General features: G+C 32.7%; 18 protein-coding genes and 1 tRNA gene. 15 read left to right on the forward strand and 4 right to left on the reverse strand.

The features are described from left to right. From OJ995_RS03465 to OJ995_RS03535, 15 genes are all read left to right on the forward strand, one after another. Complete coding sequence (locus OJ995_RS03465) at window positions 1-357, forward strand: FtsL-like putative cell division protein (RefSeq protein ID WP_133608187.1); 357 nt, start codon at window positions 1-3, stop codon at window positions 355-357. Next, on the forward strand, window positions 348-2330 hold the full coding sequence (locus tag OJ995_RS03470; protein ID WP_264368166.1) for a penicillin-binding protein: 1983 nt from the start codon (window positions 348-350) through the stop codon (window positions 2328-2330). The genes OJ995_RS03465 and OJ995_RS03470 overlap by 10 nt, the downstream gene beginning before the upstream one ends. Beyond that, window positions 2327-3790 carry a UDP-N-acetylmuramoyl-L-alanyl-D-glutamate--2,6-diaminopimelate ligase gene (locus tag OJ995_RS03475; protein WP_264368167.1) on the forward strand — a complete coding sequence of 488 codons (1464 nt, stop codon included), beginning with the start codon at window positions 2327-2329 and terminating at the stop codon, window positions 3788-3790. The genes OJ995_RS03470 and OJ995_RS03475 overlap by 4 nt, the downstream gene beginning before the upstream one ends. Before the next feature lie 36 nt (window positions 3791-3826). Further along, window positions 3827-5047 carry a phospho-N-acetylmuramoyl-pentapeptide-transferase gene (mraY, locus tag OJ995_RS03480; protein WP_133608181.1) on the forward strand — a complete coding sequence of 407 codons (1221 nt, stop codon included), beginning with the start codon at window positions 3827-3829 and terminating at the stop codon, window positions 5045-5047. A 1-nt stretch (window position 5048) separates the two neighbouring features. Next, the gene (gene murD / locus OJ995_RS03485; protein WP_264368168.1) at window positions 5049-6383 is read left to right on the forward strand and encodes a UDP-N-acetylmuramoyl-L-alanine--D-glutamate ligase; all 1335 of its coding nucleotides are present in this window, start codon (window positions 5049-5051) and stop codon (window positions 6381-6383) included. Window positions 6384-6395: 12 nt separating this feature from the next. After that, a complete protein-coding gene (locus OJ995_RS03490) occupies window positions 6396-7748 on the forward strand; it encodes an FtsW/RodA/SpoVE family cell cycle protein (RefSeq protein ID WP_133608176.1) in 1353 nt (450 codons plus the stop codon). Further along, window positions 7749-8837 (forward strand): undecaprenyldiphospho-muramoylpentapeptide beta-N-acetylglucosaminyltransferase, encoded by a 1089-nt coding sequence (gene murG / locus OJ995_RS03495; protein WP_264368169.1) that lies wholly within the window; start codon window positions 7749-7751, stop codon window positions 8835-8837. It abuts the gene before it with no gap. Window positions 8838-8935: 98 nt separating this feature from the next. Further along, window positions 8936-10282, forward strand: a complete 1347-nt coding sequence (murC, locus tag OJ995_RS03500; RefSeq protein ID WP_264368170.1) for a UDP-N-acetylmuramate--L-alanine ligase — start codon at window positions 8936-8938, stop codon at window positions 10280-10282. Further along, window positions 10269-10991: a cell division protein FtsQ/DivIB gene (locus OJ995_RS03505; RefSeq protein WP_264368171.1), complete on the forward strand. Its 723-nt coding sequence runs from the start codon at window positions 10269-10271 to the stop codon at window positions 10989-10991. The genes murC and OJ995_RS03505 overlap by 14 nt, the downstream gene beginning before the upstream one ends. An 8-nt stretch (window positions 10992-10999) precedes the next feature. Continuing rightward, window positions 11000-12382, forward strand: a complete 1383-nt coding sequence (gene ftsA, locus OJ995_RS03510) for a cell division protein FtsA (RefSeq protein WP_264368172.1) — start codon at window positions 11000-11002, stop codon at window positions 12380-12382. Window positions 12383-12393: 11 nt separating this feature from the next. Then, on the forward strand, window positions 12394-14367 hold the full coding sequence (ftsZ, locus tag OJ995_RS03515; protein ID WP_264368173.1) for a cell division protein FtsZ: 1974 nt from the start codon (window positions 12394-12396) through the stop codon (window positions 14365-14367). 135 nt (window positions 14368-14502) lie between these two features. Then, window positions 14503-14952 carry a GatB/YqeY domain-containing protein gene (locus tag OJ995_RS03520; protein WP_264368174.1) on the forward strand — a complete coding sequence of 150 codons (450 nt, stop codon included), beginning with the start codon at window positions 14503-14505 and terminating at the stop codon, window positions 14950-14952. A 59-nt stretch (window positions 14953-15011) separates the two neighbouring features. Further along, window positions 15012-15085 (forward strand) — tRNA-Arg (locus OJ995_RS03525). An 81-nt stretch (window positions 15086-15166) separates the two neighbouring features. Further along, entirely contained in the window at window positions 15167-16027 is an 861-nt protein-coding gene (locus OJ995_RS03530; RefSeq protein WP_264368175.1) for a zinc-dependent peptidase, read from the forward strand. Between the two features lie 69 nt (window positions 16028-16096). Continuing rightward, entirely contained in the window at window positions 16097-16516 is a 420-nt protein-coding gene (locus tag OJ995_RS03535; protein ID WP_264368176.1) for a CBS domain-containing protein, read from the forward strand. A 40-nt stretch (window positions 16517-16556) separates the two neighbouring features. Here the strand turns inward: OJ995_RS03535 and rpe are convergent, their stop codons facing one another. The 4 genes from rpe to OJ995_RS03555 form a co-directional block, all read right to left on the reverse strand. Next, window positions 16557-17216 (reverse strand): ribulose-phosphate 3-epimerase, encoded by a 660-nt coding sequence (gene rpe / locus OJ995_RS03540; protein ID WP_264368177.1) that lies wholly within the window; start codon window positions 17214-17216, stop codon window positions 16557-16559. A 195-nt stretch (window positions 17217-17411) separates the two neighbouring features. Further along, entirely contained in the window at window positions 17412-18275 is an 864-nt protein-coding gene (locus OJ995_RS03545; RefSeq protein WP_166236498.1) for a sigma-70 family RNA polymerase sigma factor, read from the reverse strand. Window positions 18276-18386: 111 nt separating this feature from the next. Beyond that, entirely contained in the window at window positions 18387-20069 is a 1683-nt protein-coding gene (locus tag OJ995_RS03550) for a hypothetical protein (protein ID WP_264368178.1), read from the reverse strand. Beyond that, complete coding sequence (locus tag OJ995_RS03555; RefSeq protein ID WP_264368179.1) at window positions 20066-21256, reverse strand: DUF4249 domain-containing protein; 1191 nt, start codon at window positions 21254-21256, stop codon at window positions 20066-20068. Before OJ995_RS03555 ends, OJ995_RS03550 begins: the two co-directional genes overlap by 4 nt. Window position 21257: the final 1 nt, after the last annotated feature.

Here is a 21257-nt window from a genome sequence, read left to right on the forward strand (position 1 = left end):
ATGAAAGACGGAATTTACAGTTTATTAAAAGCCAAGTTTCTTATTAGTGATGACGCTCTTAAGAACTGGAAGTTCATTGTTTTTCTTGTGGTTCTTGGAATGTTTGCTATTGCAAATAATCATCAATACGATGCAAAAAATTACCGAATCACCGAATTAAATAATCAAGTTAAAGAATTACGTTCTGAGTTTGTAGATCGTCGTTCTGAATTGATGAAGTTAAAAATGGAATCTACGGTAGCTAAGAAAATGGAAACACGTCAAATTCTGCCTTCAGAAGTGCCTCCAGTAAAAGTTGTTGTTGAAGATAAAGAAAGTAAAAAAAGTTTTTGGGATAAATTAAAAATATGGCAATAGAAGATAAAAAAATATCGTATCGCATGTATTTTGTAGCTGTTATGTTCTTCATAATGGCTGTATTTATTTTGATTAAACTGAATAATATTCAATGGGTTGAAGGTAATTATTACCGAAAATTAGGAAAAGAAAGAACGGTTAAAAATTTTCCAATTCCAGCCAACAAAGGAAATGTGTACTCGGCTGATGGAAGTTTGTTAGCAACATCAATTCCAGAATACACTATTTATTTTGATGCGGTGGCACCTACACCAGAATTGTTTAAAGAGAATGTTCAAGGACTTTCTGATTCACTATCGGTTATGTTTGGAAAATCATCCGGGCATTATCAAGCGAAACTACAAAAAGCAAGAGCTAATAAAAGTCGTTACGTTTTCATTGCAAAAAAGTTGAGTTATACTGAACAAATGCGTTTGAAAACTTTTCCAATGTTCAATAAAGGGGCGAACAAAGGCGGATTGATTATTGAGCAAAAAATTGTGAGAGAACATCCAATTGGATTAGTAGCAAAAAGAACCATTGGTTACGAACGTTCAAACGAAGATGGAAAAGGATTAGAATATGCTTTTCGCGATTACTTAAACGGAAAGAACGGTCATCGTATGATGCAAAAAATTGCTAAAAATCAATGGAAACCAATTAGCGATATCAACGAGAAAGATCCTCAAGATGGTTACGATATTATTTCTACAATTGATGTTTACATTCAGGATATTGCTCACCATGCTTTATTAAAACAATTAGAGTATTACAGCGCAGACCACGGATGCGTAGTGGTTATGGAAACAAAAACGGGTCACATCAAAGCAATTTCAAATTTAGGAAGATCTGAAGATGGTTCGTATTATGAAACACAAAACTATGCCATTACTGAATCTCACGAACCAGGTTCTACTTTTAAACTAGTTGATTTAATTGCGGTATTAGATGATAAAAAAGCAGATACCAGTACGGTTTATAATTCAAATGGTGGTGAAGTTCAATATTATGGCAGAAGAGTAAGGGATTCACATAAAGGTGGTTATGGAAAAATTTCTTTAGCAAGAGGATTTGAAGTATCATCCAATACGGTTTTAGTACAATCAGTTTACAATAGTTACAAAGACAATCCAAAACAATTTGTAGATAGAATCAATAGTTACGGATTGAATAAGCCTCTAGGTTTACCAATAAAAGGTGAAGGAAAGCCAGTTATTCCACAACCAGGAACAAATCGTTGGTCGGGAGTAGCATTGCCTTGGATGGCCTTTGGATACGGATTATCAGTAACTCCATTACAAACTTTGACATTATATAATGCGGTTGCAAATGATGGAGTAATGATAAAACCAATTTTCGTTAGTGAAATCAAAGAGTGGAACAAGACCATCAAGAAATTTGATACCCAAGTAATCAATCCAAAAATCTGTTCGCAAGAAACTTTAGATAAAGTTCATGCCGTTTTGGAAAATGTTGTAAAGAAAGGAACGGGTTCAAAATTGTATTCAAAAGATTTCTCCATGGCAGGAAAAACAGGAACAGCTCAAGTGAATTATAAAGACAAATCGAAATTATACTATGCTTCTTCTTTTGTAGGGTATTTTCCAGCAGATGAACCTAAATATTCTTGTATAGTAGTTGTTCATAAACCAAATGTTGCTGCAGGATATTACGGAGCCGATGTTGCTGGACCAGTTTTCAAAAGAATCGCACAAAAAATATTTACCGATTCTCCATCGACAAATCATGTGAAAAATATCGATGCTAAAGTTGTTTCTCAAGAAAAAAACTATGCAGAATATTATAAGAAAGCAGAAAAGGAAGAGCGAGTTGTTCCAAATGTAAAAGGGATGGAAGGTATGGATGCTGTGGCATTATTAGAGAATTTAGGGTTAAAAGTAAAAGTAATTGGTGTGGGTAGAGTGAAAAAACAATCATTAACATCAGGACAAGCTTTTAACAAAAACCAAACTATTATAATCGAATTATCGTGAAGCAATTAAAAGACATATTATATAAAGTAGGAATTGAAGCAGTTCATGGAGCTACTGATATTACTATTTCAAAAATTGAATTTGATTCGAGAAAAATTGAATTGAACGATGTTTTCGTAGCTATCAGAGGAACACTTTCTGATGGTCATGATTATATTGAAAAAGCATTAAGTCTTGGTGCTGTGGCGGTAATTTGTGAAGAATTTCCTAGTGTAATTGTAAATGGCGTTACCTATATTAAAGTAAAAGATTCTAACGAAGCGTTGGCTTTTTTAGCGGCTAATTACTACGAAAATCCTTCTGAAAACATAAGATTAGTTGGTGTTACGGGAACTAATGGTAAAACAACTATTGCATCACTATTATATCAATTGTTCAAAAAAGCAGGTTTTAAAGTTGGATTGTTATCAACCGTAAAGATCATGGTTGACGAACAAGAATTCAAAGCCACACATACAACTCCAGATTCTTTAACTATTAACAAGTTTTTAGATTTAATGGTTCAAGAAGGTTGCGAATTTTGCTTTATGGAAGTTTCTTCGCACGGCGTTCATCAAAAAAGAACAGAAGCCTTGCGTTTTGAAGGTGGCGTTTTTACCAATTTATCACATGATCATTTAGATTACCACAATACGTTTGCTGAATATCGCGATGTAAAAAAATCGTTCTTCGATAATTTACCTAAATCAGCTTTTGCAATTACTAATATCGATGACAAAAATGGATTGGTAATGCTTCAAAATACGAAGGCTAAGAAATTAACTTATGCTTTAAAATCGTATGCCGATTACAAAGCACAAATCTTAGAAAACCAATTATCGGGATTGTTATTAAAAATCAATGATAATGAAGTTTGGGTGAAATTAATTGGTTCATTCAACGCATATAATTTACTAGCGATTTACGGAGTTGCAGTAGAATTAGGAATAGAAAAAGTAGAAGCGTTACGTTTACTTTCTGAGTTAGAAAGTGTTTCAGGACGTTTTCAATTTATTGTTTCCGATACAAAAATCACTGCAATTGTAGATTATGCTCACACACCTGATGCATTGGAAAATGTATTAAAAACGATTGAAGATATTCGTACAAAAAACGAACAATTGATTACAGTTGTAGGTTGTGGTGGCGATAGAGATAAAACAAAAAGACCAATTATGGCTCACATTGCTTCATCAATGAGTGATAAAGCCATTTTTACGTCAGATAATCCAAGAACCGAAAATCCAGAAACGATTATTGAAGAAATGGAAAAAGGTGTAGAACCTCAAAATTTCAAAAAAACAGTTTCCATTTTAGATAGAAAGCAAGCTATTAAAACCGCTTGTCAATTGGCAAATCCTAACGATATTATTCTAATCGCTGGAAAAGGTCACGAAACCTATCAAGAAATTAATGGAGTCCGTCACGACTTTGACGATTTACAAATAGTAACTGAATTATTACAACAATTAAACAAATAAAAGCCAACAATTAACCTTTAAAACTAAGCAAACAATATGTTATACTACATCTTTCAATACTTAGACAAAGCCTTTGATGTTCCTGGAGCAGGAGTTTTTCAATATATTACTTTTCGCTCGGCATTAGCTTTTATTTTGTCGTTGTTAATTGCTACGATTTACGGAAAAAAAATCATCAACTATTTGAGAAACCAACAAGTGGGTGAAACGGTTCGTGAACTTGGTTTAGAAGGGCAAACTGCAAAAGCAGGAACACCAACAATGGGTGGGATTATCATCATTTTGGCGACTTTAATTCCCGTTTTGTTATTGGCTAAGCTGAATAATATTTACATCATTTTATTGATTGTAACTACAATTTGGATGGGAGTCATTGGTTTTATTGATGATTACATTAAAATTTTCAAGAAAGATAAACAAGGTTTAAAAGGAATTTTTAAAGTAATTGGGCAAGTTGGATTAGGTTTAATTGTAGGAACCGTTTTGTATTTTAGTCCAGATGTAACCGTTAGAAAAGATACTTTAACTTCAAGAGTAAAAATCGAGAACAACATCAAACCTGCTGATTTAGAAGAAAAATCGACAGCAACCACTATACCATTTTTAAAAAATAACGAATTTGATTACGCAGAAGTGTTATCGTTCATGGGCGATGATTACAAAGATTACGCTTGGTTGATTTTTATTCCAATGGTAATTTTAATCATCACAGCAGTTTCAAACGGCGCCAATCTTACGGATGGTATTGACGGTTTAGCCGCAGGAACTTCCGCAATTTCGGTACTGACACTCGGTTTGTTCACTTTCGTATCAGGTAATATCATTTTCTCTGATTATTTGAACATCATGTATATTCCAAACTCGGGTGAAATGACGGTTTACATCGCAGCATTCGTTGGAGCTTTGGTTGGATTTCTTTGGTACAACGCTTATCCAGCATCTGTATTCATGGGCGATACCGGAAGTTTAACTATTGGTGGTATTATCGCTGTAATTGCAATTGCTATTCGTAAAGAATTAATGATACCTGTAGTTTGCGGAATTTTCTTAGCCGAAAATTTATCAGTAATTATTCAGGTGAGTTATTTTAAATACACTAAAAAGAAATTTGGTGAAGGAAGACGAATTTTCCTAATGTCACCATTGCATCATCATTATCAGAAAAAAGGTTATCACGAAAGTAGAATTGTAACACGCTTTTGGATTGTTGGAATTCTGTTAGCGATTTTCTCACTTGTTTCTTTAAAATTAAGATAAGATGCGACTGGTAGTTTTAGGCGGAGGCGAAAGTGGAGTAGGAACCGCCATCTTAGGAAAGAAAAAAGGTTACGATGTTTTTGTGTCGGATTTTGGAAAAATAAAAGAAAATTACAAAGAAGTTCTTACCATTAATGGAATCGCTTGGGAAGATGAAAAGCACACAGAAGAATTAATTCTGAATGCCGATGTAGTAATGAAAAGTCCGGGAATTCCCGAAAAAGCACCAATAGTAAAAAAGCTAATTGAAAAAGGAATTCCAGTAATTTCTGAAATAGAATTTGCGATTCAGTTTACAGATGCTTTAACAGTTGGAATCACGGGAAGTAATGGAAAAACAACGACAACATTGTTGACGTATCATTTGTTAAAACAAGGTGGATTAAATGTAGGATTAGCAGGAAATATTGGAAAAAGCTTCGCTTGGCAAGTAGCCGAAAACAAGCACGATATTTATGTATTGGAATTGAGCAGTTTTCAGTTAGACGGTATCATCAATTACAAGCCACACATCGCGATTTTGACCAATATTAGTCCAGATCACTTAGATAGATATAATTACGATTATAGTTTATATATCAATTCAAAATTTAGAATTACAAAAAATCAAACAGAAGCCGATTATTTGATTTATGACAATGAAGACGATGCGATTCAAAATTGGCTAAACAAGAATACAATTAAAGCAAATAAAGTTCCTTTTTCATTAACAGGAAAACCTGAAAAAGATGGAGGATTTATAGAAAATAACAACATTAACAGCACTATTAAAAACGAAATATTTACTATGCCAATCAACGAACTAGCACTAGAAGGAAAACACAACATCAAGAATGCAATGGCAGCAACTGCTGTAGCACAATTGTTGAATATTAGAAAACAGACCATCAGAGAAAGTTTGACTAATTTTCAAGGTGTAGAACATCGCTTAGAAAAAGTATTGAAAATTCAAGGTGTGCAATACATCAACGATTCTAAGGCTACGAATGTAAATTCTGTTTTTTATGCTTTAGATAGCATGACAACACCAACCGTTTGGATCGTAGGAGGTGTTGATAAAGGAAATGATTACGATGAATTAATGCCATTAGTTCGTGAGAAAGTAAAAGCTATCGTTTGCTTAGGTGTTGATAATACAAAAATCAGCAACGCATTTAATAATGTTGTAGATGTGATGGTAGAAACTACTTCAATGTCTGAAGCAGTTCAAATCGCTCAACGTTTAGCAGAAAAGGGAGATAGCGTTTTGTTATCGCCAGCATGTGCAAGTTTCGATTTGTTTGAAAACTACGAAGACAGAGGAAAACAATTCAAACAAGCAATTTATAATTTATAATAACAGATAGAAATGTTTGATATCATTGGTAAAATAAGAGGAGATAAAACCATTTGGGCTATAGTTTTTCTATTGGCTCTTATCTCGTTTTTGCCAGTGTATAGTGCTAGTACTAATTTAGTTTACGTTATCGGAAAAGGAACTACAATTGGGTATTTGTTCAAACATTTTATACATGTAATGTTGGGTTTCGGAATCATATTTTTTATTCACAAAACACCTTATCATTACTTTAAAGCGCTTTCTATTTTCGGAATTCCGTTAGTAATATTATTATTAGTTTATACATTATTTAAAGGAACTGTTATTGATGGTGCAAATGCCAGTCGTTGGATACAAATTCCTTTTATAGGTATTGGTTTTCAAACGTCTACATTAGCGTTTATCGTGTTAATGATATATGTAGCACGATATTTAGCTAAAGTAAGCGATAAAGAATATTCGTTTAAAGATTCCTTATTAGAATTGTGGGCGCCAGTTTTTGCCATTTTAGCATTAGTGCTTCCAGCGAACTTTTCAACAACTGCTTTGATTTTTTCAATGGTATGTATGTTGGTTTTCATTGGGCAGTATCCAATGCGATATCTCGGAATTATAATTGGAGCTGGAATTGTGAGTTTAACGATGTTTATTTTGGTAGCAAAAGCTTTTCCTGACGCAATGCCAAACCGTGTTGATACATGGATGAGTCGTATTGATAGTTTCTTCGATGATAAACCAAATGAAGATGATTACCAAATTGAAAAAGCAAAAATAGCCATCGCATCCGGTGGGATAAAAGGATTAGGTCCAGGAAAAAGTGTTCAGAAAAACTTTTTACCTCAATCTTCTTCCGATTTTATTTTTGCCATAATTGTGGAAGAGTACGGTTTAGTAGGTGCTGTCGGAATCATCTTTTTGTATTTGCTATTGTTTATCCGATTTATAATTGATGCTCAGAAAGCAACTACATTATTTGGAAAACTATTAATCATCGGACTCGGATTTCCAATTATATTTCAAGCGTTTATCAATATGGGAGTTGCAGTGGAATTACTTCCAGTGACAGGTCAGCCTTTGCCTTTGATTAGTAGTGGAGGAACTTCTATTTGGATGACGTGTATTGCGATTGGAATTATTTTAAGTGTGACGAAGAAAGAAGAAGAAGTAGCATTGGATTTAGAGGAAAAACGCAAACGTGATGAAGCGTTACAACAAATTATTGATGCACAAGTAGCGTTAAACGAAGATAAAGAAGCAGATGAAAATCAGCAGAAAATAAACGATATTAAAAGTTCCATTAGAGAATCTTTAATTGAAGATGAGAATGGAGATGTGTTAGTAAACGGACAAAATCCAATGAACGCAGTTTTAAATAAAAGATAGATGAAAAATCCAAGATTCATAATTAGCGGTGGCGGTACAGGTGGACATATTTATCCAGCCGTTGCGATTGCAAACGAATTAAAAAATCGTTTTCCAGAAGCGGAGTTTCTTTTTGTAGGTGCTAAAGATAAAATGGAAATGCAAAAAGTACCTCAAGCAGGTTATGCAATCAAAGGATTATGGATTTCAGGAATTCAACGCAAACTGACTTTGGATAACGCAATGTTTCCTTTAAAGTTGGCTTCAAGTATGTGGAATTCATTCAAAATCATAAAAAGTTTTAAGCCTGATGTGGTTATTGGAACAGGTGGTTTTGCAAGTGGAGCAGTCTTGAAAGCGGCATCCATGTTGAATATTCCAACAGTAATTCAAGAGCAAAATTCATATCCAGGAATTACCAATAAATTATTAGCAAAAAGAGCACATAAAATTTGTGTGGCTTACGAAAATTTGGAGCGATTTTTTCCAAAAGATAAAATGATATTAACAGGAAATCCAGTGCGTCAAGATTTGATTAATGAAGCGAGTAAAAGCGAAGCTATAGCTTATTTTAATTTAGATGCGAATAAAAAAACACTTTTGGTTTTAGGCGGGAGTTTAGGTGCTAGAAGAATCAACCAATTGATTGAGAAAGAATTGGATTTTCTATTGAGTCAGAACATTCAAATCATTTGGCAATGCGGAAAATTATATTTGAACGATTACTCAAAATATAATGAGAAAGACAACGTTCAGGTAGTAGCGTTTATTGATAGAATGGATTTGGTTTACGCTGCTGCAGATGTAGTGATTTCTCGTTCAGGAGCATCATCCGTTTCTGAATTATGCATTGTGGGAAAACCAACGATTTTCATTCCGTCACCAAACGTAGCCGAAGATCATCAAACTAAAAATGCTAAAGCAATTTCAGATAAAAACGGAGCCATTTTAATCAAAGAATCTGAATTAGAAACGCAATTTGAAACGATTTTTTCTGATTTAATTTCAAACGAAAGTAAGAAATCAGAATTAAGTCAAAACATAAAAAAATTAGCTAAGCCAAACGCAACAAAAGATATTGTTGAAGAGATAATAAAGCTAATAAAATAATATTTAAAGGGCAAGTTCAATTACAAGAACAAGCTCAATAAAAAAGTAAGTAATAAAAGTTTGAAATTGAATATTGAACTTGAAATTGAATTTGAAAAATGAATCTAAATCAAATACATAACGTTTATTTCATCGGAATCGGAGGCATCGGAATGAGTGCTCTTGCTCGCTATTTTCAATACATTGGGAAAAAAGTAGTGGGTTATGATAAAACACCTACGCAGTTAACAGATGAATTGCAAGCTATCGGTTTAGAAATTCATTTTGAAGATAATATCAGTTTAATTCCAGCCGATTTCTATGTAGAAAATACATTAGTAATCGTAACGCCAGCCGTTCCAGTTTCACATTCCGAATGGAACTATTTCATTGAAAGAGAATACAATATTAAAAAACGTGCTGAAGTTTTGGGAATCATAACAAAAGATACCTATTGTTTCGCTGTTGCAGGAACACACGGAAAAACTACAACATCAAGTATTTTAGGTCACGTTTTATATGAAAGTGGTGTTGATGTTACTGCTTTTTTAGGCGGAATTGTTGAAAACTATAATTCCAATTTAATAGGTTCAGGAAAAACGGTAACTGTTGTAGAAGCGGATGAATTTGACCGTTCATTTTTGCACTTACATCCAAATGTTTCTTGTGTAACGTCAATGGATGCCGACCATTTAGATATTTATGGTGATGCAGCAAGTATTGAAGAATCATTCAGAGAATTCGCAGCTAAAACATCAAGCGAAAATTTATACGTAATCAAAGGATTACCACTAGAAGGAAATACGATTGGTGTAAACAATGATGCTGATTTTTCAGCTCAAAACATCCGAATTGAAAATGGGTTTTATGCGTTTGATGTTAAAACACCCACTGAAATAGTTCAAAATGTAAAATTTGGTTTGCCAGGTCATCATAATCTGACTAATGCACTATTGGCTTTTGCCATGGCGAAATCTTATGGTGTTTCAAATGAGAAAATCATTGCAGCATTAGCAAGTTTTAAAGGAGTAAGAAGACGTTTTTCATTCCAAATTAGAGAAGAAAAATTAGTTTATATTGATGATTATGCACATCATCCAACCGAAATTAACGCGGTGCATCAAGCGGTTCGAGAATTATATCCGGGTAAAAAAATCATTGCAGCATTTCAGCCACATTTGTTCAGTAGAACGAAAGATTTTGTAGATGGTTTTGCAGAAAGTCTAAGCAAGTTTGACGAGATTTTATTATTGGAAATTTATCCTGCTCGCGAGTTGCCAATGGAAGGTGTAAATTCGACTTGGTTGTTGAATAAAATTAACAATCCAAATAAGAAATTAGTTAGTAAAGACGAATTGTTCACGGCTTTTGAAAATTCAGATGCTGATGTGTTCATAACTATTGGCGCAGGCGACATTGGTGAGCTTGTAAAAGATCTAAAAAAAGCGCTTCATGAAAAGAATTAATTGGCATACTATTCGCTTGGTGTTAATCATTTTTACAATGATTTTCCTTTACTCCTTTTCTGTAAAGAGGAATAGTGAGCGCAAAATCAGTAAGATAGACATTAAATTCGAGTCGAATGAAAATATGTTTTTAACACATGAAATGGTTAATAACTTGTTAATACAAAATTTGGGAGGTACATCATCAATTCAAAAAGATAAATTAGATTTGAATACTTTAGAAACTGTTCTCGATGATCACGAGATGATTGAAAAAGCACAAGTTTTTTCAACTGTAGATGGATTTCTAAATACGCGTATTACTCAAAAGACCCCAATCGTAAGAGTTATTACTGATAATGAAAGCTATTATCTTGATTCAAAAGGGTATAGAATGTCGTTGTCGGAGAATTTTTCAGCACGAGTTCCGCTAGTTACTGGCGAAATAAGTGAAGAAAATTGCAAGCCGTTTTTGTTCTTATTTAACGAAATCAAAAAAGATGATTTCTTAAGTAAAAATATTACTGGCGCACAGGTTATGGCTTCAGGAAATGTGGTGTTAACCAACAGAAGTTATGATTATAAAATAGCATTTGGGAAACCAATAAATGTTGAAAAGAAGCTAAAGAATTATAAAGCGTTTTTTCATCATGCGATAAAAGATACATTGATTAAAAGTTATAAAGAGGTAAACGTTATGTTTACACAACAAGTGGTTTGTAAGAAATAGTTAGAGTTATGAACAAAGACAACATTGCAGTAGGATTAGACATTGGTACAACTAAAATTGTAGCAATGATAGGGAAGAAGAATGAATACGGAAAGCTAGAGATTCTTGGAGTAGGAAAATCTAAAAGCTTAGGTGTTCATAGAGGTGTTGTAAATAATATTACACAAACCATACAGTCAATTCAGCAAGCAGTTGCTGATGCAGAAAATGATTCGGGTTATAAAATTAATGATGTTGTTGTAGGTATTGCTGGGCAACACATTAGAAGTATTCAACATAGCGATTACATCAGTCGTCCAAATGCAGAAGAAGTAATTGGAGATGCAGATATCGATGCATTGATTGGTCAGGTTCATAAATTAGCTATGTTACCAGGTGAAGAAATTATTCACGTTTTGCCACAAGAATTTAAAATCGACGGACAGGCCGAAATTAAAGAACCAATTGGAATGTACGGTGGAAGATTAGAATCTAGTTTCCACGTAGTAGTAGGACAAGCGGCTTCTATTCGTAATTTAGGAAGATGTATCAAAAGTGCTGGATTAGAATTATCTGGATTAACACTTGAACCATTAGCTTCGGCTGATGCAGTATTAAGTCAAGAAGAAAAAGAAGCAGGAGTTGCTTTGATAGATATAGGTGGTGGAACAACCGATTTAGCCATTTTTAAAGATGGAATCATTCGTCATACAGCTGTTATTCCTTTTGGAGGAAACGTGATAACGGAAGATATTAAAGAAGGATGTTCGATTATCGAAAAACAAGCAGAGTTATTGAAAACTCGTTTTGGTTCAGCTTGGCCAGGAGAAAATAAAGACAATGAAATTGTTTCTATTCCTGGATTAAGAGGCAGAGAGCCAAAAGAAATTTCATTAAAAAACTTGTCAAAAATCATTCACGCTAGAGTTGTGGAAATCATTGAACAAGTATATGCTGAAATTAAATTGTACGGACACGAAGATCCAAAGAAAAAACTAATTGCAGGTATTGTATTAACAGGTGGTGGAGCGCAATTGCAACACATTAAACAACTGGTAGAATACATTACTGGAATGGATACAAGAATTGGTTATCCAAACGAGCATTTAGCAGGAGATTCAAACGAAGAGTTGTCAAGTCCATTGTATGCTACAGCAGTTGGTTTAGTAATGAACAGTATTAGAAACAATACAAAAAGTGCTACTCCATTTGTGGAAATGAAAAAAGAAGAGCCAGTAGTGGTGACTCGCCCTCAAGTTGTGGTTGAAGAAACAATTGTTGAGGAAGAAAAAGAGGAGCCAAAAGCAACTCAACAAATTACGAAACAAGAAACAACAGATGATAGAATCAAACGTTCGTTTTTTGATAAGTATATAGATAAGATTAAAGAATTTTTAGATAACGCAGAATAAAAGGAGATACTATGTCAGAATTTGGAAACATTTCATTCGATTTACCTAAAAACCAATCTAACGTAATTAAAGTAATTGGCGTTGGAGGTGGAGGTAGTAATGCCATAAACCACATGTTTAAGCAAGGCATTAAAGGTGTTGATTTTATAGTTTGTAATACTGATTCTCAGGCATTGCAAAATAGTCCAGTACCAAATAAAATTCAGTTGGGTGTTAACCTTACCGAAGGATTAGGTGCGGGTGCAAACCCTGAAGTAGGTCAACAATCTGCAATAGAAAGTATCGCCGAAATTGAGAAAATGTTGGACAGCAACACCAAAATGGTTTTCATCACCGCAGGAATGGGTGGAGGAACTGGAACTGGTGCAGCTCCTGTAATTGCGCAATTGGCAAAAGAGCGCGACATTTTAACAGTGGGTATTGTTACGATTCCTTTTCAATTTGAAGGAAAAGTTCGCTCTGAGCAAGCGTTAGCTGGAGTTGAACGTTTACGTAAACAAGTAGATTCTTTAGTTGTTATCAATAATAATAAATTACGTGAAGTATACGGAAACTTAGGTTTCAAAGCTGGTTTCTCAAAGGCTGACGAAGTGTTAGCTACTGCGTCAAGAGGAATTGCTGAAGTTATTACGCACCACTATACTCAAAATATTGACCTTAAAGATGCTAAAACCGTGTTGTCAAACAGCGGAACAGCAATCATGGGTTCTGCAACTGCATCGGGTTCAGATAGAGCAAAACAAGCAATTTCAAGCGCATTAGATTCTCCATTATTAAACGATAATAAGATTACTGGTGCTAAAAACGTATTGTTGTTAATCGTTTCTGGAACTGATGAAGCTAACGAAATTACAATCGATGAAATCGGAGAAATCAATGATTTCATTCAGTCTGAAGCAGGTTACAACGCAAACATCATCATGGGTGTTGGTGAAGAAGAAGCTTTAGGTGAAGCAATTTCGGTAACGGTAATTGCTACAGGTTTTAATATCGAGCAACAAGCAGAAATCGTTAATACGGAGCCTAAGAAAATTATTCATTCTTTAGAAGACGAACAAAAAATTGTTCACGAATTGTTGAATAAAACAATTGCGAGTCTTCCGGTTAATGAGCCAATTTTTGAATCTCCAATTGAAACAGAAATTAAATCAGATATCATCAATCCAATTTGTGACGAAGTAGTAGAACAAAAAGTTGTTTTTACTTTAGAAGAAGAAGTTGAAGAGCCAGTTTTCGAAATTCATACACCAGTAGCAGCAATTGATTTAGTTCCTACAACTGAGTTTTTAAAGAATATTGATGTAACTTTTGAAGTAGTTAGCCCAAATGTAGCGCCAACTTTCGAAATCATTACACCACAAATCAGAGAAATCGAAGTAAAAGATCCAGAATTTGTTGTAGCAACTGAAGAAGTGAGTTTTTCTTTGGATTTATTCGCTGCAAAAGAAGAAGTTAAAGAGAATACAATTGTTTTCGAATTAACGCCTGAAACACGTGCTATGGAAGTAAAAGATCCAATAAACGTTGTTCCGGTTACAGAAGTTAATCAAAACGGAATTATCAAATATTCGTTAGAGGATTATTTAGAAAAAGAAAACGAATTAGTAGCTTCTAAGCCAGTCGAAATTGTAGCTGAACCAATTGATGAAGAGTTAAACTTCACTATGAAAACGAATGTTCAAAAATTTGAAGATGCACATCAATTAGACAATACTTCGCCTTTAGAAATGTCAATCGAAGATACATTAAAACTTAGAGCCGACGAACGTAAAAGAAAAATGAAAGAATTCAATCATAAATTCAACAATAGTGCTTCGCAAATTGATGAGTTTGAAAGAATTCCTGCCTATAAAAGAATGGGGTTTGATGTAACATCTACACCAAACACTGCTAGCAATCAATCTAGAATGTCTTTAGGAACTGATAGCAACGACGATATTCAATTGCGTTCAAACAATTCATTCCTACACGATAATGTGGATTAAATCTACAACAAACTAACCTACACTAAGAAACCCGAAGAGCAATTTTCGGGTTTTTTTATTACCTTTGCACCATGTTTGTAAAACCTTTTTCTAGGGTTTGGACATAAATCAACTACAATAAATAAAAAATACAATATGAGTTTAGAAGCAAAAATCATGGATCACATGAAGGAAGCCATGAAGGCAAAAGATAGTGTGGCTTTAGAAGCATTAAGAGCTATCAAATCGGCAATTATTTTAGCCAAAACAGAAGCTGGTGCAGGAGATGGTTTGTCAGAAGATCAAGAAATTAAAATGTTACAACGTTTGGTTAAAATGCGTAAGGATAGTGCTACTATTTTCACAGAGCAAAATCGTCCTGATTTAGCGGAACCAGAATTAGCACAAATTGCTGTAATTGAAAAATTCTTGCCAGCTCAGTTATCAGAAGAAGAAGTAGAAGCAATTATTGCTAAAATCATAGCTGAAACAGGAGCTTCAGGTATTGCTTCAATGGGAAAAGTTATGGGATTAGCTTCAGCTCAAATAGGAGGACAAGCAGAAGGGAAAGTAATTTCTGGAATTGTAAAGAAATTATTAGTATAAAAGTAACTAGTGAATAGTAATTAGCTAATCAATAGTTACTATTCACTTATCACTAAAAAGGCTTCGTAGTTCAACTGGATAGAATATCAGATTTCGGCTCTGAGGGTTGCAGGTTCGAACCCTGCCGAGGTCACAAATAAACGTCAAGATTTCTTGGCGTTTATTTTTTTTTAAACACATTATTTTACGTTATTTGTAAAATAGTCCCAAATATATGAATCCACAACCTATAGAACACGAATTATTTTTAGCTGATTACATTGCTATGTTTGTTGTCGTGGCTCCTTTTGCGGCTATCTTTTTTGCTTTTGCTTTTTATGTAACAGAGATTGTTTATCTACGTAATTATAAAAAACCTTTAGTGGTGTTTGCTAATGTAAATTTTTTAAAGTTAAATGATTCTAGAAAGCAAATATTGACAACAAATTTTCATTTTTACAATCGATTAAAACCTAAATACAAAAGATATTTCGAGCATAGAGTAGCTAAGTTAATCTTGCATTATAATTTTGAAGGTAGAGATATAGAAATTACCGAAGAAATGAAAGTAACTATATCAGCAACCTATGTAATGTTAACTTTTGGAATGCGCGAATATTTAAATCCATTGTTCAAGCGAATTGTTGTTTATCCGGATATTTATTATTCATCTCAAAATGATAATTACCATAAAGGAGAGTTTAATCCAAGAATGGAATGCATTGTTTTTTCTTGGAAACACTTTAAAGAAGGGATTGATATCACAAATGATAATTTGAATTTAGGATTACATGAATTTACCCATGCTTTTCATATTTATGCATTAAAAAGTGATAAAGCAACTTTTGTTTTGTTCAACGAATCGCTTCAAAATTTATTTCGTGTAGTTTCAAAACCTGAAGTCAAGCAACGTTTAATTGAATCTGGATTTTTAAGAGATTATGCTTACGAAAATCAGTTTGAGTTTGTCGCGGTTTTATTAGAATATTTTTTTGAATCACCTCAAGAATTTAAATCTAAATTCCCTTCTATATTCTTGAAAGTCAAGCATATGATTAACTATAATGAAAAGTATTTTATTTCATCTATAGTTTAAAATACTGATATCTATCATGTTTTTGTGGCGATATATTGAGTAACTTTATGTCATTAAAATTTCGGTATTATGAAACAAAAAGTTCCCGTGTCAACTATCATGACAAAAAATGTAGTGAAGTTGAACTTATCAGATGATTTAACAAAAGCGGAAAGCTTGTTCAAAAAGTACCACATTAGACACATTCCGGTGGTTTACAGTAATAAAATTGTTGGAATGTTGAGTTATACCGATTTGCTCCGTATTTCATTTGCAGATGCTATTGATGATGACGAAGACGTTGTAGATACTACAGTTTATAACATGTTTACTGTGGAGCAAGTAATGGCAAAAAAAATAGTTTCTATTTCACCAGATACTACCATTAAGGAAGCAGCCCAAATTTTAGCCACAAAAGAGTTTCATGCTCTTCCTGTATGTGAAGGAGAATTGTTAGTAGGAATTATAACCACAACCGATTTAATTAAATACCTAATCGATCAATATTAAATTAAAAAGCCTAACAGTTAAATGTTAGGCTTTTTTTGAATTATTTTGTTATTTGTTTTAAATCTGCAATGGTGGCAATTGGGTCTTGAGCTCCAAAAACATAACTTCCAGCTACTAAAACATCAGCTCCTGCATCAGCTAATTGTTTTGCGTTTTTATTGGTTACACCGCCATCAATTTCAATTAAAGTAGATGCATTTTTTCTATTAATTAATGCTTTTAGTTTTTCAACTTTAGCATAAGTGTTTTCAATGAAAGATTGACCTCCAAAACCAGGATTCACACTCATAATACACACTAAATCTATATCTTGAATCACATCTTCTAATAAATCTACGTTAGTGTGTGGATTTAAAGCTACTCCAGCTTTCATGCCTTCTGCTTTGATTGCCTGAAGTGTTCTATGTAAATGAGTACAAGCTTCGTAATGAACCGTCAAAACATCAGCTCCTAATTTTTTAAAAGTTGTAATATATCTATCTGGGTCAACAATCATCAAGTGAACATCGATTGTTTTTTTAGCATGTTTGTTGATTGCATCTAAAACAGGCATTCCAAAAGAGATATTTGGAACAAAAACGCCATCCATAATATCAATGTGAAACCAATCCGCTTCACTAGCATTAATCATTTCGATGTCGCGTTGTAAATTAGCAAAATCAGCTGCAAGAACTGATGGAGCAATAAGTGTATTTTTCATAAACTTGTAAAGTGTGTGTTGTTGAGTGCAAAGATAGTTTTTAGTTTAAAAGTTTAAAAGATTATGAGTTTAAAAGTTTGAATGATGCAAAAAATAAAACCTCGGTAATCAGCCGAGGTTTCAATCATCAATCAAAAAACGAACAGTCTTAGACTGTTGTTGTCTTTATAGTGTCACACTGAGCTTGTCGAAGTGTTATCCTAAATATGTTTTTAATATTTTACTTCTAGAAGTATGTTTTAATCTTCTGATAGCTTTCTCTTTAATTTGACGAACACGCTCACGAGTTAAGTCGAAAGTTTCTCCAATTTCTTCTAAAGTCATTGGGTGTTGGTCACCTAAACCAAAATACAAACGAACAACATCGGCCTCTCTTGGAGTTAATGTTTCTAATGCTCTTTCGATTTCAGTTTGTAATGATTCGTGAATTAATTCTCTATCTGGATTTGGAGATTCACCTGAACGTAAAACGTCGTATAAGTTTGAATCTTCACCTTCAACAAGTGGAGCATCCATTGATAAATGACGACCCGAGTTTTTCATTGACTCTTTTACATCATTAACCGTCATGTCTAATTCTTTTGCAATTTCTTCTGCAGAAGGAGCACGCTCTTGAGATTGCTCTAATAACGCATACATTTTATTGATTTTATTGATAGAACCAATTTTATTCAACGGTAAACGTACGATACGAGATTGTTCTGCTAAAGCTTGAAGAATCGACTGACGAATCCACCATACAGCATATGAAATGAATTTGAATCCACGTGTTTCATCAAAACGTTGTGCGGCTTTTATTAATCCTAAATTTCCTTCGTTAATTAAATCAGGAAGTGTAAGTCCTTGATTTTGATATTGTTTTGCTACTGAAACTACGAAACGTAAATTAGCTTTTGTTAATTTTTCTAAAGCGCGTTGATCTCCGGCTTTAATTCTTTGTGCTAATTCTACTTCTTCGTCAGCAGTAATAAGGTCAACTTTTCCAATTTCTTGTAGGTATTTGTCTAAGGAAGCGGTTTCACGATTGGTAACCTGCTTGGTAATTTTAAGTTGTCTCATTGAATTTTTCTCCTTACTTTTTAAAAGTTCTGGTAGTTATACGTAGCAGGTTACAAAAAAGTTACAAAGAATTGTAAAATATTTTTCAAATCACTTAAAATCAGTTTTTTGTTATTTGACTTCAAAATATTCTTTAATAGAAACGGGTTCTCCTTTTGATGAAAAACCTTCTAAACTTATTTCAAATTTCCCTTCAATATCTGAAGTATAAAAATGAAATGGTTTACCGATTTTTACATTATCATCCCAAGCTAGTTGATATCTAAAATCAGGGAAACGTGTTAGATCTTTTCCCGACTCATATAGAAAAGGTTGAAATGATTTGATTTCGTTACATCGTTCTATTTGTATAGGTAATATGTTTTTTGATTTAGGTGTGTATTCTCTGTTGAATGTGGTAATAGATACAACACCACTAAAAATTTTTGAGCCATAAGAATAAGCTTTGTTTATAACACTTATTTTATAAATATTATTTGTGTTATAGTTGAAAAGTTCATTTACATCTTGTAATAACAGTCCGTCAACTAATACTAATGTGCTTCCAAATGATTCTCCTGAGGTAATATAATCTCTTATGTGTAAAGTGTAGTTACCTTCGTTTTCTTTAAAATATACGGCTGGAACAATTTCTATAATTGTTTCCTTAAAAGTAGGAAATCGTTTATAATTATCTAGAATATATTCCTTTGCATTACCGTCATAAAAAGGTTTAATTTTTGAAGAATTTGTTTTTAAACTATCTTTAATAGTGTATGCATTTGTTATTTGAGAAGCAACCATTCTTGCTTCTATATCAGTGATGTTTTTATCTGAAATTATTAAATTATTTTCGAATGTAGTGTTGTTAAATTCAGCTTTTGTTGGTTGATTTAAAGTAATTTGATAATCATTTAATTCACTTTCAAAAATTTGTAGAATAACACTTTCTTTTTTTAAATTTTGATCTAAAATAAAGTAAAATTCTCCATTATTTTTAGTTTTTACAATTTTTAAATCAAATGGTTCTCCAATAGTTGATAATCCAATGTGTTTATCGCTAATTGTTTTATTAACATCGTTAGTTGTAATTTTACCAGATAGTAATTCGCCTCTTAGCTCAGGTAAGTGCTTAATAGTTGAAGAATTGATAAAGTTATCAGTGCTGTTTTTTAAAAAATTAATACTGTTAATAGCTTTGTTGAAATTTAGACCATCTATTTTTCTAATTGAAATTGAAAAATTACCATCAGTATATTTTTGTGAATTTGAAATAATTTCTAATTCAACCTTGTCTCTTTTGGAAAAATTACTTTTTAAAAGTTTAATAGTTACATCATCATTTTTCAAATGATTTTCATTTAATAATTCCTGATTTTTAATATTAATATTGTTGCCAATATTTTTATGAGGTAAAAATGGATTTATAATTGAAATTTCGGTTTCAAAATATTTTGTTTTTGAATTATTTTGCATCCAATTTGTGTATGCAATTAGCTTGTAGTTTCCTGTGTTGAATGTGGTATTAATAAAAATTTCGTTGGCACCAATACCTTTATTTAATACTATCTTATTTCTGTTTATACAGGTGCCGTTTTTATCGATAATTTCTACATAAGCAATTTTACTTATGTTGCTTAATTCTTTTGAATTAGCATTTAAACAATAAATTTTATACAGTAATGTTTCTCCTGTAATAAATGTTGTTTCATTTGTGTGCAGAAAAATTGCTTCGCTTTCAAAATAGTTGTTTTGAGCTAAACTAATAGAATGCCATCCAAAAGTGATAGCCAGTAAAATTAAATATTTTCTCATTGCCAAAATGGAGGTATTATATTTGAAGAAAAGGTTGTGCAATCACCACAATAAGGTATTACCATTAAATAAAGACCTGCGGATTCTCTATAAAATAATAATCTATTACTTCTTACATATGCTTTTAAAGCATAAAAACCATCGTTTGAATTTAAAGGGTCAAAATCTGATGGATTAAAGGTTCTTCCAGTACATTCATATAAAAATCCTGGAGGGTTTGAATCAGGAAAAAGATCTTCGTAGTTAAAAAAGATTCTTTTACTTGAAACAGAGGCAATATCAAATAAGCCTACTACAATTTCATTCGGTTGTTGTAAGCATCTGATGTTGCTAGGAATTAAGCCAGGTTGAATTTGAGATAAATTACTACCATCATCTGATAAGTTTTTTAAGTTTTTATAAAATTCAAATGAAGTAGCATTATGGACATATTGATAAACAATTATACTATATCTATTAGCAATTTTATAATCGGATTGAGGTATAAATTGGATTGGGAAATTTGAAACACGATCTTCAACATAGTTAGATGTGTTTTCTAAAGCAATTGAATTAGATTTGTTACTTGAATAACAAGTCCTAGTTTCGCCATCTCTTAAATAAAATTCAATAGTATTGTCTTCTAATATTCTAATATTGTTTGGTGACCAATAAGGCACAATTACTTTGTAAGTTTCTTCAAAAGTATATCGATAGAAATTTGTGTTGTTATTTGGGTCAAAGCTATTGGCTTGAATTTCCACTCCTTCAGTTCCTAAATCATTACTTTTTCTTACCGCAACAACTGATTCTAAGTTTGAAACAGAAGGAAGTATTTGTTCTGTTGAAATATATTTTCTTCCATTTGATGTTTCAATCTCTAAACGATAAGCAACATTAGGTAAAGGTTCAAATTCATCAATCGATATGTACGTTTCACCTTGTTGAGTAAATCGGAAAACAGAACCGTCATCTCCAAAAACTTTAACATCTGCATTTTCTTCAATGGAAGGTTCATTTTCCTCTAAGCGATAAGTTCTTGTTAATTTTACTTCTTGTTTTTTCAAACCATTTGTTAATGTAGCTTCTACAACCAAATAATTTTGATAGTTATTTGATTGTAATGCATATGGTTCTGTACAACTGTAAATGTTAAACAGTATTATTATTACTAATAAACTTTTCTTTATTTTTTGACTTACTTTCATA

This window comes from Flavobacterium lacisediminis (genome assembly GCF_025909975.1).
GTDB lineage: Bacteria > Bacteroidota > Bacteroidia > Flavobacteriales > Flavobacteriaceae > Flavobacterium > Flavobacterium lacisediminis.

Coding starts and splice junctions, on each gene's coding strand:
- OJ995_RS03465 (WP_133608187.1), top strand. CDS start 1: ATGAAAGACGGAATTTACAGTTTATTAAAAGCCAAGTTTCTTATTAGT.
- OJ995_RS03470 (WP_264368166.1), top strand. CDS start 348: ATGGCAATAGAAGATAAAAAAATATCGTATCGCATGTATTTTGTAGCT.
- mraY (WP_133608181.1), top strand. CDS start 3,827: ATGTTATACTACATCTTTCAATACTTAGACAAAGCCTTTGATGTTCCT.
- murD (WP_264368168.1), top strand. CDS start 5,049: ATGCGACTGGTAGTTTTAGGCGGAGGCGAAAGTGGAGTAGGAACCGCC.
- OJ995_RS03490 (WP_133608176.1), top strand. CDS start 6,396: ATGTTTGATATCATTGGTAAAATAAGAGGAGATAAAACCATTTGGGCT.
- murG (WP_264368169.1), top strand. CDS start 7,749: ATGAAAAATCCAAGATTCATAATTAGCGGTGGCGGTACAGGTGGACAT.
- murC (WP_264368170.1), top strand. CDS start 8,936: ATGAATCTAAATCAAATACATAACGTTTATTTCATCGGAATCGGAGGC.
- OJ995_RS03505 (WP_264368171.1), top strand. CDS start 10,269: ATGAAAAGAATTAATTGGCATACTATTCGCTTGGTGTTAATCATTTTT.
- ftsA (WP_264368172.1), top strand. CDS start 11,000: ATGAACAAAGACAACATTGCAGTAGGATTAGACATTGGTACAACTAAA.
- ftsZ (WP_264368173.1), top strand. CDS start 12,394: ATGTCAGAATTTGGAAACATTTCATTCGATTTACCTAAAAACCAATCT.
- OJ995_RS03520 (WP_264368174.1), top strand. CDS start 14,503: ATGAGTTTAGAAGCAAAAATCATGGATCACATGAAGGAAGCCATGAAG.
- OJ995_RS03530 (WP_264368175.1), top strand. CDS start 15,167: ATGAATCCACAACCTATAGAACACGAATTATTTTTAGCTGATTACATT.
- OJ995_RS03535 (WP_264368176.1), top strand. CDS start 16,097: ATGAAACAAAAAGTTCCCGTGTCAACTATCATGACAAAAAATGTAGTG.
- rpe (WP_264368177.1), bottom strand. CDS start 17,216: ATGAAAAATACACTTATTGCTCCATCAGTTCTTGCAGCTGATTTTGCT.
- OJ995_RS03545 (WP_166236498.1), bottom strand. CDS start 18,275: ATGAGACAACTTAAAATTACCAAGCAGGTTACCAATCGTGAAACCGCT.
- OJ995_RS03550 (WP_264368178.1), bottom strand. CDS start 20,069: ATGAGAAAATATTTAATTTTACTGGCTATCACTTTTGGATGGCATTCT.
- OJ995_RS03555 (WP_264368179.1), bottom strand. CDS start 21,256: ATGAAAGTAAGTCAAAAAATAAAGAAAAGTTTATTAGTAATAATAATA.